This window comes from Streptomyces sp. NBC_00829 (genome assembly GCF_045161795.1).
Taxonomy (GTDB): Bacteria; Actinomycetota; Actinomycetes; order Streptomycetales; family Streptomycetaceae; genus Streptomyces.
In genome coordinates this window covers 4,098,664-4,111,678 of the sequence record NZ_CP108867.1, presented here as the reverse complement: position 1 = coordinate 4,111,678, position 13,015 = coordinate 4,098,664, and the positions used below count along the sequence as shown (strand labels likewise).

Sequence of the window (13,015 nt, the reverse complement as noted above, 5' to 3'; positions counted from 1 at the left end):
CTAGAAGCCCGGTCGCTGGTGCATCCCCCGTCGCCAGCGACCGGGCGCTTCCATTTCCGCGGAACGGTCGATTCCGTCAACGGCCTGCGGAGGAAGTGGAGTTACTGCCCGATTTGAGCAGCAACGGCCCCTCTCCCACACCATCCGCAGCTGCGAACTCCGCAACCGCCGAATAGGCGCTCACAGCGCCGCGCGAACGTTCTCGGGGCGCCTCACAGACACCCGGTTCGTCATCCGCGTCGACCGCGCAGTTGATCTGCAGAGTGCGGCCGCCCGGGCCCATCAGAGTCAGTGCGGAGCTCAATTCCTCGCCCGTGGCATTGCGGTAGTACGTACGCGCCCAGGTGTCATTGCCCTCGGTCAGTACGCAGGTCTGAGCCTCGATCCCGTCCGGGGATGTCAGTTCCGGGCCACATTGCGCAGACGTCTGCGGGGCCGGCGCGCCGGTCACCCCCGAGGCCTCGGGGGTGTCGGAACGGTCGGTTCCGTCGGCGGTGCCAAGTGCCGACAGCAGCCCCGGCTCCGTTTCGGGCTCGGCCTTCGGCCTCGCCTCGTCGCCGGGCGCAGCGCCTGATCCCGGCCAGAGTCCGTCACTCGGTCCCGCGGATGCGGCCAGCGGCAGCAGGGCGGTGAACACCACGGCGGCGGCGAGGCCGGTCATGCGGAGATTCATGGGGCCACCTGCCGACTGCGCGGGAAATATTTGACGGTGGACCGAAGATATCGGCGGGATACGGGCGGCCGGGTGGTCGCACACCCGATTCCCGTACAACTCGGGCCGGCTCCTACCCGTACGAGTGAAGGAGCCGGCCCACGGTTGCGTCGGCCGGAGCGTTTCGGTAGGGCTAGCCGGTTCGGCGTGTCCGAGCGGGGCGACACCCTCCGAGCAGCCGGTTGCGCCGGAAGGGGTCAGTACGCAAGGCGGCTGCCGCCGTCCGGTGCGCCGGTGCTCGCCTCGACCAGCGCGTCCACCACCGCCTCCACATCCGGCAGCCAGGGAGCCGCGGAGCCGGGCAGCGGCGCGCGTTCCCAGCGCACCTGTCCCGTCCCCGTCTCCGAGGGAGGCAGCACCAGATAGCCGCCTTCGCCGTGGAAGCGCAGCGAACTGGGCACGCAGTCCTTGACGAAGAGCAGCTCACCGAGCTGTTCGAGGGTGTACGGAGCCACCAGCAGTGACCAGCGCGTGGGCGTCGCGACCACCGGGCCCAGCCGCATACCCATCCGGTCCAGCGCCGTCAGGGCACGGGCTCCGGCGACCGCGGACAGGCTGACGGCGCACGGCGCACGCCCTCCTGTGGCCAGCATGACCGGAGCGGTGGGCCGGTTGGTCCACCACCAGCGCACCATTCGCTCGTCGGTCGTCGCCGCGAGGATTCCCGGGTCGAAGGGGTGCGCGCCGGGTACGACGCACTCGGGATCGGGGCAGGCGCAGCCGCGCCCGCGGTCACCGCGACTTCCGGCCGCTTTCAGTCCCACACCGGGGAGTACGGGCCATTGCCACTCGGCGGCGCAGGTGAGCGCCGCTTCCAGCTGAACAGGCCCCCTTTTGCGCCAGAACCGGAGCCTGCGTCGCCTTCCGAGGATCTCGCGCATGAGCGCTCGTTCCTTTCCGTTGAACGCCGAGGTCCACATCACACGATGTGTGCAGCTCTTCACTGTGCGTACAAGTCGGCGCGTCGCCGCCCCTTGCCTGTGGCATGGGGCGACCCCCGCTATCGCCGGCGGCAGGATCGCCGCCCGGGGGCCGAACGTGGGCTGTAGTCCATTAAACGCGTGGCGAAGGGTGGCGCGCGCCTGGCGCTTGCTGTCCCGCTGAACTTTCCCCGCCACTCGGGGATGCGGCGCGGGCTCCGGCTCTTAGGACGCCCGGGCCCGTCGCCAGGTTCCGGGGCGGTCTCAACTGCCCCTGGTCATCACCGTTTACGTACCCAACACGCTTCGGATGACGCTCCACCGAACGCCCTCAGTCGACCCCAATTCACCGCCAGGGGGTACATTTTTCAGCCAAGTTCGAGGTCACGTAGACACCACCAATCCCACTGGTCCAATGCTGGACATCCCCTTACTTGTGCGTGTACATGTGGATGCATTGATAGCGGCGCAGAATGACATGGGGGTTCGCGATGCTATTGAGCGAAACGCACCAGTCGGAAAGCCGGCTGAGATGAGCGCCCCTCACCTGCCGAAAGTGGCCGGAATCGACTCAGCGGTTCCCAACACCACGCACACTGCTGCCTCCCTGCCCGCGCTGCCTCCCCCACCCGCCCCTCCGGGCGCGGTGCTCCAGGACCGGCTGGCCGGCTGGGTCTCCGATCTGACCACCCTCCACGAACTGACCGAGCGGCTGACCCGCACCGCCTCCCTCGACGACGCCCTCCACGAACTCCTGCGCGCCGGAGCCGCCCTGGTCGGAGCGCGCAGGGGCATGGTCATCATCGAACCCGCGCCGGGATCCTCCCGGGCCGGCTGCTTCGAGCCCGACCGCGGCCCCGCCCTCACCAAAGGCCTCGGGTTCACCCATGCCGAACTGGGCCACATCGAAACGATTCCGCGCGGCGCGACCGCGTACGGCCGGATTCTCGACGGGCGGCTTCCTGACGGGCGGTCCGGTTCCGCCGGTCCTCCCCAAGCCGTCGCGCACCCCGATCTGCTCGACGACAAGACGCTCGACTCCCGGCACCGCGAGGTCGTCGTCCGCCTCGGCTACGCGGCCAGTTACACCCTGCCGCTCGCCTCCGAGACGGCCGGAACGCTGGGTGCCGCCGTCTGGATGTACGACGAGCCGGCCACCCCGGTCGAGCGGCAGTGCCATCTCGCCGGCCTGTACATGCGCTACGCCACCGAGCATCTGGCCCGGCTCCTGGAGCTGGAGCACGCGCGCGCCACCGTGGCGACCGTCGCCGAGGAACTGCTGCCCAGCCGGCTTCCCCGGGTCCCGGGCGTCCAGCTCGCCGTGAAACACAGCACCACCCCCTCCGGCGGCGGCGACTGGTACGACGCGCTGCCGCTGCCCGAAGGCGCGCTGGGGCTCGCGGTCGGCTCGGTCAGCGGCTCCGGGCCGAGTGCGATGGCGGCGATGGGACGGCTGCGTGCCTCCCTGCGGGCGTACGCCGTCATGGAGGGCGAGGACCCCGTCGCCGTACTGTCCGATCTGGAGCTGCTGCTCCGGCTGACCGAGCCCGCACGCACCGCGACCGCACTGTTCGCCTACGCCGAACCGGCCAGGAGAAAGATCGTGCTGGCCGGGGCCGGGCACACCCCGCCCCTGGTGGTGGGGGAGCGGCGGACGGAGTTCGTCGAGACGTCCCTCTCGGCGCCGCTGGGGATGCTGGCCTGCTGGGAGGCGCCGAGCGTGGAGCTCTCGCCCGAGCCCGGAGAAACGGTGCTGCTGTACACGGACGGGCTGCTGCGCCGTACCGGCGACCCCACGGACCGGGCCTTCGCGCGGCTGCACGCCGCCGCGGCGAGCGTTCCCAAGCCGCTGCGCGCGGAGCCTGCGGCGATCGCCGATCATGTGCTGCGCACGGTGCTGCCGGAGGACTTCGACGAGGCAGGGAGCGGGGAGGACATCGTCCTGCTCGCCGCGCGCTTTGACTGACAGAGCTCACGTTTTCCACAGGGCACCGGGCGGTCTTCCTGCCGCACATACGATGGAAGCGGTCCAGTGTCGTATCGAGGAGAAGACGTGGCTGAGGAGCTCACCCCGGAGACCCCGGAAGCAGCCGAGGAAGCACCGGTCAAGCAGCGCAAGAACGGCCTCTACCCGGGCGTGTCCGACGAGCTGGCCGAGAACATGACCAGCGGCTGGGCCGACACCGAGCTGCACGATCTCGAGCCCATCGCGCAGGCCTCGCACACCGCGGCGCGCCGTGCCGCCCTTTCGGCGCGTTTCCCCGGCGAGCGTCTGGTGATCCCCGCGGGCAATCTGAAAACCCGCTCCAATGACACCGAGTACTCCTTCCGCGCCTCCACGGAGTACGCGTACCTCACCGGCGACCTGACCGAGGACGGCGTCCTGGTCCTGGAACCCCAGGGCGACGCCCATGAGGCCACCATCTATCTGCTGCCCCGCTCCAACCGCGCGGACGGCGAGTTCTGGCTGTCCGGTCAGGGCGAGCTGTGGGTCGGCCGCCGCCACTCCCTGACCGAGGCCGCGCAGCTGCTGGGTATCCCCGCCAAGGATGTGCGCGAGCTGCCGGATCAGCTGCGCGAGGCGACCGGACCGGTCCGCGCCGTGCGCGGCCACGACTCGGGCATCGAGGCCGCGCTCACCGACAAGGTCACCGCCGAGCGCGACGAGGAACTGCGCGTGTACCTCTCCGAGGCGCGCGCCGTGAAGGACGCGTTCGAGATCGGCGAGCTGCAGAAGGCGTGCGATTCCACCGCCCGCGGCTTCGAGGACGTCGTCAGGATTCTGGACAAGGCCGAGGCGACCAGCGAGCGCTACATCGAGGGAACCTTTTTCCTGCGCGCCCGCGTCGAGGGCAACGACATCGGCTACGGCTCGATCTGCGCCGCCGGACCGCACGCCACCACCCTGCACTGGGTGCGCAACGACGGCCAGGTCCGCTCCGGCGAGCTGCTGCTCCTGGACGCCGGTGTGGAGACCCACACCCTCTATACGGCGGACATCACGCGGACCCTGCCGATCAACGGCCGGTTCAACGACCTCCAGCGCAAGATCTACGACGCGGTGTACGAGTCCCAGGAGGCCGGCATCGCGGCCGTGAAGCCGGGCGCCAAGTACCGGGACTTCCACGACGCCTCACAGCGTGTGCTCGCCGAGAAGCTGGTCGAGTGGGGCCTGATCGAGGGCCCGGTGGAGCGCGTGCTGGAGCTGGGCCTCCAGCGCCGCTGGACGCTGCACGGCACCGGCCACATGCTCGGCATGGACGTCCACGACTGCGCCGCCGCGCGCACCGAGGCGTATGTCGACGGGACCCTGGAGGCGGGCATGTGCCTGACGGTGGAGCCCGGTCTCTACTTCCAGGCGGATGACCTGACGGTGCCGGAGGAGTACCGCGGCATCGGCGTCCGGATCGAGGACGACATCCTGGTCACCGAGGACGGCAACCGCAATCTGTCGGCGGCGCTTCCGCGGCAGGCCGACGAGGTCGAGGCCTGGATGGCCTCCCTCAAGGTCTGACCCGTCAGAGGACGTGGAGGGCGCGCGGCTCAGGACACCTTGAGCAGCGCGTCCTCCCGCCATTTGAGGATCTTGTCGAAGCTCACCACCGCGCCCCGCCCCGGCCGGTTGCGGACATGGACATGGTCGGCGAGCTCCTCGATCAGCCACAGGCCGCGGCCGCTCTCGGCGGTCGGGACGGCCTGTGCGGCGGCGTAGGCGCACTGTCCACCGCGCCTGACGGGGAATCCGGGCCCCGAGTCCGCCACCTCGATACGGCACTTCTCGCCGTCCAGATACGCGGTCACGCGGTACTCCGCCGAGCCTTCACCGCATCCCTGGCCACCGCCGTGCTCCACGGCATTCGCACAGGCTTCGCTGAGCGCGACCGACAGGTCGTAGGAGATGTCGGGGTCCACGCCCGCGGTCTCCATCGTGCCGAGCAGCAGTCGTCGGGCGAGCGGAACGCTCGCGGCATCGCGCCGCAAGTGGAGGGACCACCAGATGCTCATGCTCCAGCCTCCTGGCTGCGGCTCGACATACCGTTACGTATTGCCGCAGGACACGGTCGGTAAGCCCACAGTTGATGTGATTGCGCTCATTCGGCGGACGCGCCCGCGCGGGGAGGCAAGGTATGTCGGCAAAGGGGATCTTCCGGACCTGCCGTATGGGCCGTCCCACCGCAGTGCGATGATGACCCGGCCATGTCGTCCATGCCTGTTGCACGCACCGGAGCCGGTCTGCGGCTGTTGAGGGCCGCGGTGTTCACCGCGGTCTGCGTCGTGCTGTCCGCTACGGGGCATGCGCTGGCGGCCTGTACGCCCGTGCCCTGGTGGACCCTGGCGGCAGGCTTCGTCGGGGCGTTCGTGCTGGTCACGCCCTTCGCGGGGCGGGTGCGCTCGCTGCCGTCGATCACCATGGCGCTCACCGCCGGACAGCTGTCCCTGCACGCCGTGTTCGGACTCGGGCAGCAGCATCAGCTGCGGCTGGGCCCGTCCGCGGACGACGCGTTCATCAGGATGGCCGCGAAGCTGGTGTGCGGGGCGGGCGCGTCGTCGCTCAGTCCCATCGACGCCCGGCGGATCGTCACCACCGCGGGCGTCACTCCGCCGGGGCACGGCGCCCACCACCATGTGGCCCACGCTGCCGCCTCGTCGCCGCAGCTGCTGCCCACGCTTCCCATGTTCCTGGGGCATCTGCTGACCGCGCTCGCGACCGGATGGCTGCTCCGGCGCGGGGATCTGGCGCTGTCGCGGATCGTCCGGCTGTCTGCGGACTCGGCCCACGGAGTGGCCGCGGTGGCGCGGCTGCGTTCGCTGCGCGCCGCGCTCGGCCTCGTACGGGCCCTTCGTTCAGGTCTGCCGGGGGCGCCCGCGTCGGGCGCCCGCGCCTTCCGGGCATCGTCCGGCCCTTCCGCGCTCGGCGCCGGTGAGGCACTCCAGCATTCGGTGATCAGGCGCGGGCCTCCCGCCCGCCTCGTTCTCGCAGCCTGACGCGGCCCACTCGACGGGAGTGGTGCCCGCGGTGTCCGCGCACGCGTATGTGCGCTACCCACGTTCGCCTCTTCCCAACTGTGGAGTGTCTTCCATGAAGGTTTCCCGCCTCGCTGTCGCGACCGGTATCGCCGCCTCCTCCGTCCTGCTGCTGTCCGGCACCGCCTTCGCGCACGTCAGCGTGCAGCCGCAGGGCGAGGCCGCCAAGGGCGGATACGCGACCGTCAACTTCAAGGTCCCCAACGAGCGCGACAACGCCTCGACCGTGAAGCTCGAGGTCAACATGCCCGCCGAGCACCCACTGGCGTCCGTCATGCCGCAGGCCGTGCCCGGCTGGAAGATCGAGGTCACCAAGGCGAAGCTGGCCAAGCCGCTCGACGTGCACGGCAAGAAGATCACCGAGGCGGTCTCCAAGGTCACCTGGACCGCGGACGGTTCCAAGATCGAGCCCGGTCGGTTCCAGCAGTTCCCCGTCTCGCTCGGCCGCCTGCCCGAGGACACCGACCAGTTGGTGTTCAAGGCCCTCCAGACGTACGACAACAAGGAGGTCGTGCGCTGGATCGAGGAGGCCAAGGAGGGCGCTCCGGAGCCCGAGTCGCCCGCGCCCGTGCTCAAGCTCTCGGCCGCGACCGAGGACGAGCACGGCGGCGCCAAGGGCGCGTCCGCGAAGGACGCCAAGAACTCCGGACACGACGCGGAGGCCACGTCCAAGGCTGCGGAGTCCGACGACAGCAGCGACACGACGGCGCGCATCCTGGGCATCGTCGGCATCCTGGTCGGCGCCGCGGGTGTCGCGTTCGGTGTCCTGGCCGGACGCCGTCGCTCCGCCTGACGCCCCGCACTTCACACTTGGGACTTTTCTCCATGCGCAAGAAAACCGTGCTCGCGGCCACGCTCGTCGTGGCCGCCGGGCTCACGCTGCCCGCCTGCTCCGGGGACGGCTCCGCCAAGAGCCCCGTCGTCGACGTCTCCGCACAGGCGGACCGGCCCGCGACACTGCTCGACCGGCCGTACACCAAGCCGAACCTCGTTCTCACGGACACCCACGGCAAGAAGTACGACCTGCGGGAGCGGACCAAGGGCAAGCCGACGCTGATCTATTTCGGCTACACGCACTGCCCCGACGTCTGCCCGCTGACGATGAGCAACCTCGCCATCGCCAGGAAGCAGCTCCCCAAGGCCGACCAGGACAAACTCCAGGTCGTGTTCGTCACCACCGACCCGGAGCGGGACACCCCGGCCGAGCTCGCCAAGTGGCTGCCCAGCGCCGGTGACCCGTCCTTCACCGGCCTCACCGGCGACTTTCCGACGATCCAGGCGGGAGCACGCCAGATCGGCATCGGCATCGACCCGCCGAAGAAGGGGAAGGACGGCACGGTCGTCTCCATGCACGGCGCCCAGGTCATCGCCTTCTCGCCGAAGACGGACGCGGGCTATGTGCTCTACGGCGACGACACCTCGGCGGACGACTACGCCAAGGGCCTGCCGAAGATCATCCGTGGGGAGAACCCGTGAACCGCCGCCCCACCCTGGCCGCCGTCATAGCCCTGGCCGCCGGCCTGGCGCTGGCGGGCTGTTCGTCCGAGGGCACGCCCGAGTTGAAGATCAGCGGCGCGTTCATGCCCCAGCCCGTCAGCGACATGGCGGCCGGTTTTCTGACCGTGCGGAACAGCGGAGGCGGCGCCGACAGGCTCACCTCCGTCACCAGCGACCTCTCCGACGACATCACGATCCACGAGTCGAAGAACCAGAGGATGCAGGAGGTGAAGGCCTTCGACGTCCCGGCGGACGGCGAGCTCGATCTTGAACGCGGTGGAAACCACATCATGTTCATGAAGCTCAAGCAGAAGCCGAAGCAGGGCGAGAAGGTCACCGTGGAGCTGCGCTTCGAGAAGTCCGACCCGATCACGGTCGAACTTCCCGTGAAGGAGCCCACGTACAACCCGACGAAGCACTGAGCACCGAGGGACTGATCATCCATGACAGCCACCGCCCCGCGCTTCGGCCCATCTCCCCTCCGGCTGCTGCTCACCGCGACCGTGCTCGTCGGCACGCTGTTCGGCATGCTGCTGGCCGGCGCCGGCCCAGCGTCGGCCCATGCCGCGCTGACCGGGAGCAATCCGAAGGACGGGGCGGTGGTCGCCACCGCCCCCAGGAACGTCACCCTCACCTTCTCCGAGCAGGTCGCCATGGGGAAGGACTCGATCCGGGTCCTCGAACCCAGCGGCAAACGCGCGGACAAGGCCGAGGTCCGCGACCTGGGCACCGGAGGCAAGGTCACCTACGGTGTCGATCTGCTGCCGAGTCTGCCCAAGGGCACTTACACCGTGGCCTGGCAGGCCGTCTCCGCCGACAGCCACCCCGTCTCCGGCGCGTTCACGTTCTCCATCGGCGCGCCTTCCAAGACTGCCGCCGTCCTGCCCGCCCAGGAGGCCGGCGGGGGCGTGGTCGGCGTCCTCTACGACATCGCGCGCTACACCGCGTACACCGGCTTTGTGCTGCTCGTCGGCGGAGCTGCCTTCATCCTCGTCTGCTGGCGGCGCGGCGCGTCCGTACGGCCGCTGCAACGCCTGGTCGTCCAGGGCTGGGTGGCACTCACCGCCGCGACGCTCGCGACGCTGCTGCTGCGCACCCCGTACACGGGCTCCGGGAAGCTCGCGGACGCCTTCGACCTCGGCGGACTGCGGGACGTCCTGCAGACCAAGACCGGGGCGGCGCTCAGCTCCCGCCTGATGCTGCTCGGCGCGGCAGCGCTGTTCATCGCCGTGCTCTTCGGGGCGTACGCCAAACGGGAGGACGAGGGCGAGAAGAAGGACCTCACCTTCGGCCTGGCCATGGGCGGCACGGTCGTCGCGGCCGGGATCGCGGCGACTTGGGCGCTGTCGGAGCACGCATCGACCGGAATCCAGCCGGGGCTCGCGATGCCGGTGGACGTGCTGCATCTGCTGGCCGTGGCGAGCTGGCTCGGCGGGCTGGCGGCGCTGCTGACCGCGCTCTACCGAGCGCCGTCGATCGAACGGGCGGCGATACGGCGCTTCTCAACGGTGGCGTTCACCAGCGTCGTCGTGCTCGCCGCGACCGGGACCTACCAGTCCTGGCGTCAGGTCGGTTCGTGGTCGGCGCTGACGGGGACCTCGTACGGACAGCTCCTGCTGGTCAAGATCGGACTGGTCGCGGTCCTGATCGCGGTCGCGTGGATCTCGCGGCGGTGGACGGCGCGGCTGGCGGAGACCGCAGAAGGAGTCGAGACCGCCGAAGAGGAGGAAAGCGCCGAAGCGGTGGTGGAGGCCGACGACGAGTCGGAGGAGTCCACGGAGGCCAAGGAGGCTGAAGAGACCGAAGGGACGGACGCGGCAGATGAGTCCGAGACCGTCCCCGTCCCCGTCCCCGTCCCCATCCCCGAGTCCGAGACCGAGACCGAGTCCGAGACCGTGACCGAGAAGGCCGTCACCGAGACGGCCGGTGCGGAGTCGGCCGGAGCAGAGTCGGCCGGAGCGGAGTCGGCCGTGTCCGAGAAGACCGGTACCGGGACAGCGGTTGCCGAGAAGGCCGGTACCGGGGCCGACGGCGACGCGGATCCCGGGCGGGCCGCGCAACTCGCCCGTCAGCAGGCCGCCGTGGCCACCGCCCGCAAGAAGAAGGACAGGGACGCCGACCCGCAACGTTCTGGACTGCGCCGTTCCGTTCTGGCCGAGACCGGCATCGCGGTGGTGCTGCTGGCCGTGACCACCATCCTGACGGCCACCGAACCCGGCCGTACGGAAGAGGAGACGGCCAGGATCACCGGCAGCCAGGCGTCCGAGCCCGAGACACCCGCAGGCCCCACCGAGATCAAACTGCCCTTCGACACCGGCGGCCAGAACGGCAAGGGCACTATCCGCCTCAGTCTCGACCCCGCCGCTCCCGGCGCCAACGAGATGCACGTCTGGTTCTACAACCCGGACCTGAAGCCGATGGACGTGGCGGAGGTTAAGGTCTCCTTCACCCTCAAGGCCAAGCAGATCGGCCCGCTGCCGATCACGCCCGACCGCGTCGCCACGGGACACTGGAGCGCGGACCCCGTCCAGATCCCGATGCCCGGCGACTGGCAGGTCCAGGTGACCGTGCGCACTTCCGACATCGACCAGACAACCGTCGACAAGAACATCAAGATCGGCTGAACCACCCGTGAGCGACAATCCCGTGAGCGACAAGGACATCTCCAGGCGCCGGCTGATCGGCACCGTGGGCGCCGCCGGCGCCGGCGGCCTCCTGCTGGGGGCGGCGGGCGGCGCGGCGGCCCACGCCGTGGCGTCCGGCGACGCCCCCGCCACGCTGGCGACGGTCGGCTCCACCGGTGTCCCCTTCCACGGCACCCACCAGGCGGGCATCACCACCCCGCTTCAGGCCCGCGGCCATCTGATCGCCTTCGACCTCGCCCCGGGAGCGGGCCGCAAGGAAGCCGCCGCGCTGATGCGCCGCTGGTCCACGCTCGCGAGCGAACTCATGGCGGGCCGCGCGGCCGGCGACGGCGACACGGGCGTCGCCCTGGACGCGGGCCCCTCCTCGCTGACCGTCACCTTCGGCTTCGGCCGTACCTTCTTCGACCGTACGGGTCTGGTCGCCCGGCGCCCGCAGGAGCTGGACCCCCTGCCCGCCTTCTCCTCCGACCAACTGGACGCGAAGCGCAGCAACGGCGATCTCTGGGTGCAGATCGGCGCGGACGACGCGCTGGTCGCCTTCCACGCGCTGCGCGCGGTGCAGAAGGCGGCCGGGAAGGCGGCGCGGGTGCGCTGGCAGATGAACGGCTTCAACCGTTCGCCGGGCGCCACAGGAAAGCCGATGACGGTCCGCAATCTGATGGGCCAGCTCGACGGCACGCGCAATCCGAAGCCGTCCGAGCCCGATTTCGACCGCCGGATCTTCGTCCCGCCCATGACGGAGCACGCCTGGATGGCGGGGGGCTCGTACGCCGTCATACGGCGGATCCGGATGCTGCTCGACGACTGGGAGCAGCTCCCGCTGAAGAAGCAGGAGCAGGTCATCGGCCGTCGCAAGGCCGATGGCGCTCCGCTGACGGGCGGCAGCGAGACGACGGAGCTCGCCCTCGACAGGACGGGCCCCGACGGCAAGCTGATCATCCCGGGCAACGCCCATGCCCGGATCTCCGCGCCGGAGCAGAACGGGGGCGCGGCGATGCTGCGGCGGCCGTTCTCCTTCCACGACGGCATCGGCGCGGACGGCACACCGGACGCGGGCCTGCTCTTCATCTGCTGGCAGGCCGATCCGCTGCGCGGCTTCGTCCCCGTGCAGCGCAAGCTCGACCGGGGCGACGCGCTGTCCGCGTTCATCCGGCACGAGGCGAGCGGACTGTTCGCGGCACCGCGCGGGCCCCAGGAGGGTGAGTACGTGGGGCAGCTGCTTCTGGAGTCGTGACCTACGGCCGCCCATTAGGGTGACGGTATGTCGGCCACGCGCTATACCTATCTCGGCCCCGAGGGCACCTTCACCGAGGCCGCCCTGCGCACGCTGCCCGAAGCCGCCACGCGGGAGCTCGTCCCCATGCTGTCCGTGCCCGCGGCGCTGGACGCCGTACGCAACGGAGACGCCGCCGCGGCACTCGTACCGATCGAGAACTCCGTCGAGGGCGGCGTCACCGCGACCCTCGACGAGCTGGCCTCCGGCGAGCCGCTGATGATCTACCGCGAGGTGCTGCTGCCGATCGCCTTCGCGCTGCTCGTACGTCCGGGCACCGCGTTGTCCGAGGTGAAGACGGTGACCGGCCATCCGGTCGCCCAGCCGCAGGTGCGCAACTGGCTGCGAGCCCATCTCCCGGACGCGCTGTGGGAGTCGGCCGCCTCGAACGCGGACGGCGCGCGACTGGTCCAGGAGGGGCGGTACGACGCGGCCTTCGCGGGCGAGTTCGCGGCGGCGACGTACGGCCTGGAGCCGCTGGTCACCGAGATCCATGACGCCGAGAACGCCGAGACGCGCTTTGTGCTGGTGGGCCGGCCCGCGAGGCCCGCGGCGCCGACCGGTGCGGACAAGACGTCGGTGGTCATCTGGCTGGGTGACGACCATCCCGGTGCGCTGCTGGAGCTGCTCCAGGAGTTCGCGGTGCGCGGCGTCAACCTGATGCTGATCCAGTCCCGGCCGACGGGCGCGGGGATCGGGAACTACTGCTTCGCGGTGGACGCCGAGGGACATATCTCGGACCGCCGGGTGGGCGAGGCGCTGATGGGTCTGAAGCGGATCTGTCCGAACGTGCGGTTCCTCGGTTCGTATCCGCGGGCGGGTGTCGCGGTCGAGGACGTACGGGCGCTGCGTGCGGGGACGTCGGATGCGGAGTTCACTGCGGCTTCGGACTGGCTGGCGCGCTGCCAGGACGGCCGGGCCTGAGCGGTTTCCGCCCCCGGCA

At 70.3% G+C, this 13,015-nt stretch carries 12 protein-coding genes; 9 read left to right on the top strand and 3 right to left on the bottom strand.

Annotated elements, in window-relative coordinates:
* Window positions 1-76: 76 nt before the first annotated feature.
* Window positions 77-673, bottom strand: a complete 597-nt coding sequence (locus tag OG293_RS17930; RefSeq protein ID WP_405999796.1) for a hypothetical protein — start codon at window positions 671-673, stop codon at window positions 77-79.
* Window positions 674-909: 236 nt separating this feature from the next.
* Entirely contained in the window at window positions 910-1,593 is a 684-nt protein-coding gene (locus OG293_RS17925; RefSeq protein ID WP_405999795.1) for a bifunctional DNA primase/polymerase, read from the bottom strand.
* Window positions 1,594-2,047: 454 nt separating this feature from the next.
* Between OG293_RS17925 and OG293_RS17920 the strand changes: the two genes are divergently transcribed.
* Together OG293_RS17920 and OG293_RS17915 are read left to right on the top strand one after the other, a co-directional pair.
* Window positions 2,048-3,598 (top strand): PP2C family protein-serine/threonine phosphatase, encoded by a 1,551-nt coding sequence (locus tag OG293_RS17920; RefSeq protein ID WP_405999794.1) that lies wholly within the window; start codon window positions 2,048-2,050, stop codon window positions 3,596-3,598.
* Between the two features lie 87 nt (window positions 3,599-3,685).
* The gene (locus OG293_RS17915) at window positions 3,686-5,146 is read left to right on the top strand and encodes an aminopeptidase P family protein (RefSeq protein WP_405999793.1); all 1,461 of its coding nucleotides are present in this window, start codon (window positions 3,686-3,688) and stop codon (window positions 5,144-5,146) included.
* A 29-nt stretch (window positions 5,147-5,175) separates the two neighbouring features.
* Here OG293_RS17915 and OG293_RS17910 read toward each other — a convergent pair whose 3' ends face one another.
* Entirely contained in the window at window positions 5,176-5,637 is a 462-nt protein-coding gene (locus OG293_RS17910; RefSeq protein ID WP_405999792.1) for an ATP-binding protein, read from the bottom strand.
* 192 nt (window positions 5,638-5,829) lie between these two features.
* On the opposite strand from OG293_RS17910, the gene OG293_RS17905 reads away from it, so the two are divergent.
* From OG293_RS17905 to pheA, 7 genes are all read left to right on the top strand, one after another.
* A complete protein-coding gene (locus OG293_RS17905) occupies window positions 5,830-6,618 on the top strand; it encodes a hypothetical protein (protein ID WP_405999791.1) in 789 nt (262 codons plus the stop codon).
* Between the two features lie 94 nt (window positions 6,619-6,712).
* Entirely contained in the window at window positions 6,713-7,450 is a 738-nt protein-coding gene (locus tag OG293_RS17900) for a YcnI family protein (RefSeq protein WP_405999790.1), read from the top strand.
* Between the two features lie 32 nt (window positions 7,451-7,482).
* Complete coding sequence (locus OG293_RS17895) at window positions 7,483-8,133, top strand: SCO family protein (RefSeq protein WP_405999789.1); 651 nt, start codon at window positions 7,483-7,485, stop codon at window positions 8,131-8,133.
* Window positions 8,130-8,576 carry a copper chaperone PCu(A)C gene (locus tag OG293_RS17890; RefSeq protein ID WP_405999788.1) on the top strand — a complete coding sequence of 149 codons (447 nt, stop codon included), beginning with the start codon at window positions 8,130-8,132 and terminating at the stop codon, window positions 8,574-8,576. Before OG293_RS17895 ends, OG293_RS17890 begins: the two co-directional genes overlap by 4 nt.
* A 21-nt stretch (window positions 8,577-8,597) precedes the next feature.
* Window positions 8,598-10,778: a copper resistance protein CopC gene (locus tag OG293_RS17885; RefSeq protein WP_405999787.1), complete on the top strand. Its 2,181-nt coding sequence runs from the start codon at window positions 8,598-8,600 to the stop codon at window positions 10,776-10,778.
* 7 nt (window positions 10,779-10,785) lie between these two features.
* Window positions 10,786-12,033, top strand: a complete 1,248-nt coding sequence (gene efeB / locus OG293_RS17880) for an iron uptake transporter deferrochelatase/peroxidase subunit (protein ID WP_405999786.1) — start codon at window positions 10,786-10,788, stop codon at window positions 12,031-12,033.
* 27 nt (window positions 12,034-12,060) lie between these two features.
* Complete coding sequence (pheA, locus tag OG293_RS17875) at window positions 12,061-12,996, top strand: prephenate dehydratase (protein ID WP_405999785.1); 936 nt, start codon at window positions 12,061-12,063, stop codon at window positions 12,994-12,996.
* Window positions 12,997-13,015 lie beyond the last annotated feature (19 nt).